This is a genomic window from Streptomyces boncukensis, from assembly GCF_011045075.1.
Lineage (GTDB): Bacteria > Actinomycetota > Actinomycetes > Streptomycetales > Streptomycetaceae > Streptomyces > Streptomyces boncukensis.
Genome location: NZ_JAAKZZ010000875.1, coordinates 1 through 1,829 on the forward strand (window position 1 = coordinate 1; position 1,829 = coordinate 1,829).

A 1,829-nucleotide genomic window follows, 5' to 3' on the forward strand; every position below is an offset into this window, starting at 1 on the left:
GGTGGGGAGGCCGGCGGTGGTGGCGATGATGTGCGCGGCCAGTAGCGGGGGTACGGCGTTGCCGATCTGCTCGAAGCGTTTGGTGCGAGCACCCTGCCAGGGGTAGTCGGCGGGAAAGGTCTGGAGGACGGCCGCCTCGGACTCGGTAATGGACCGTTTGTCCTGCCCGTCGGTCCACACCACTTCGTTGAGGTGGTGGCCGAAGAAGAGGGTCCCGGCCGGCGCGCTGAGCGGGCGGATGGTGGCGTTCTTCTGGCTGTTGTGGCGCAGCACCCACGATCGGGTCTTCTCCGTCAGGGCCCAGGAGGGGCGATCGGCGCAGAAGACGTTGCCGCCCGAGGTCTTGCGGTCCCCGCGGGTCACCACCTGGACGCCCGTGTCCCAGCCCAGCGCGCCGGCCATGGACACCCAGCCGGGCAGGGACTCGCCGAACAGGTCGGCGCCCCGCGGATGTTCGGTGTGCGTCGGAGCCGGCGCGGTGACCGGGCGGGTCCTGGAGGCGATCAGAATTGCGCGCTTGCGGGTCTGCGGGGTGCCGTAGTCGGCGGCGTTGAGCACGCCGGTCCAGGTGCTGTAGCCCCAGCCGCGCAGCACCTGGGCGTACTGCCGCCACAGGGGCAGTACCTGGGGCACCTGCTCCATCGCGACCCACCGGGGGCGGAGGTCGTACAGCCAGCGCATCGGTTCGGCAGCCAGGATCGAGGCGGGATCGGCACACGAGGCAGCGTGGTGGGTGCGGGTGTCGCGGCCCTGGGCGAGATCGTGCACGGCCTGGTGGACGTGTTCCAGGTCGTCGAGTCCGAGACCCTTGCCGGCGCCGGAGTATGGGGTGCACACCGGAGAGTGGACCTGCCCGACCGTCCGGCCGGCGAACGGGGCGGTGGGACAGGTCGTGACATCGGCGCGGATGGTGGCGTGACCGGCGGCGGCGCGGGTCGCGCACGCGGCAGCATCGATCTCGATACCCACATCCCGCAGACCCAGCCTGGTCAGGCCCTCGGACCAGCCGCCGGGGCCGGCGAACAGGTCGAGCACGGCGAAGGTCTCGGAGGAACTGTGATTCTCCATCACACCCTCACCTCCGAGCCCTCAGCGGGGATCGGCGCGGAGTGGGCGGGGGCGTGGCCGGTGCCCCGGCAGGCGGGACAGAGGGCGTGGAGAGTCTTGCGGGTGCCGTCGGGGTGGCGGTGGCCGGTGTCCACGGCGACAGCGGCGAAACCGCCGCAGTGCGGGCAGCGGCGGACGCCAGGAGGCAGGGGGTGAGGCATGATGGGGTTTCCTTTCGGGTCGGTTGGATCGGGAAGGTGCAAGGCCCGCCGGGGCGGCACGGTGCTTGGCGGCTTTGGGCCGCCCCGGGGGGTCGGTTACGGGTGGTGGGCGGCGGTGTAGATCTCCATCGCGTTCGCGTACTCGCGCACTGCTGCGAGCAGGGCGTGGGTCACGTCGGCGTGAACGGCCGCAGGCTCGTTGATGAAGACGGAGACGTTGACGGAGCCGTCCGGGCCGTCAATGGCCAGGATGGGCGGGGCGTCCGTGCCGTAGACGTAGCAGTGGATACGGGTGTCGGTGGTGAGGTGGATGTTGCTGTTCACGATCATCAGCGTCGCCTTTCCTGGCTGGTGAGGGAGCGGAGGACCAGCGCGCAGATCGCCACCGATATGGCGCTCAAGGCGATGGCCAGCAGCATGGAGACCAGCACGGCGCCGATGACGACGAGTGCCACGGTGCCGCCGCCCACGGCCGTGCACACGGATGCGGGCGATACCTGGACCACCGGGCGGGCCGGGTGCGGCGCGGGTGTCGCGGTCGGTGGTGGCACCGGGGTGCTG

4 protein-coding genes are annotated in these 1,829 nt (G+C 71.1%); all 4 read right to left on the minus strand.

The features are described from left to right. Positions 1–1,068: DNA cytosine methyltransferase (locus tag G5C65_RS36560; protein WP_165303345.1), on the minus strand; the 1,068-nt coding region annotated here is incomplete at its 3' end. Then, complete coding sequence (locus G5C65_RS36565) at positions 1,068–1,268, minus strand: hypothetical protein (RefSeq protein ID WP_165303346.1); 201 nt, start codon at positions 1,266–1,268, stop codon at positions 1,068–1,070. The genes G5C65_RS36565 and G5C65_RS36560, both read right to left, overlap by 1 nt. Before the next feature lie 96 nt (positions 1,269–1,364). Further along, entirely contained in the window at positions 1,365–1,598 is a 234-nt protein-coding gene (locus G5C65_RS36570; protein ID WP_165303347.1) for a hypothetical protein, read from the minus strand. Continuing rightward, positions 1,598–1,829, minus strand: a 232-nt coding sequence (locus tag G5C65_RS36575; protein WP_206442676.1) for a SpdD-like protein, incomplete at its 5' end; no start/stop codon positions are given. The genes G5C65_RS36570 and G5C65_RS36575, both read right to left, overlap by 1 nt.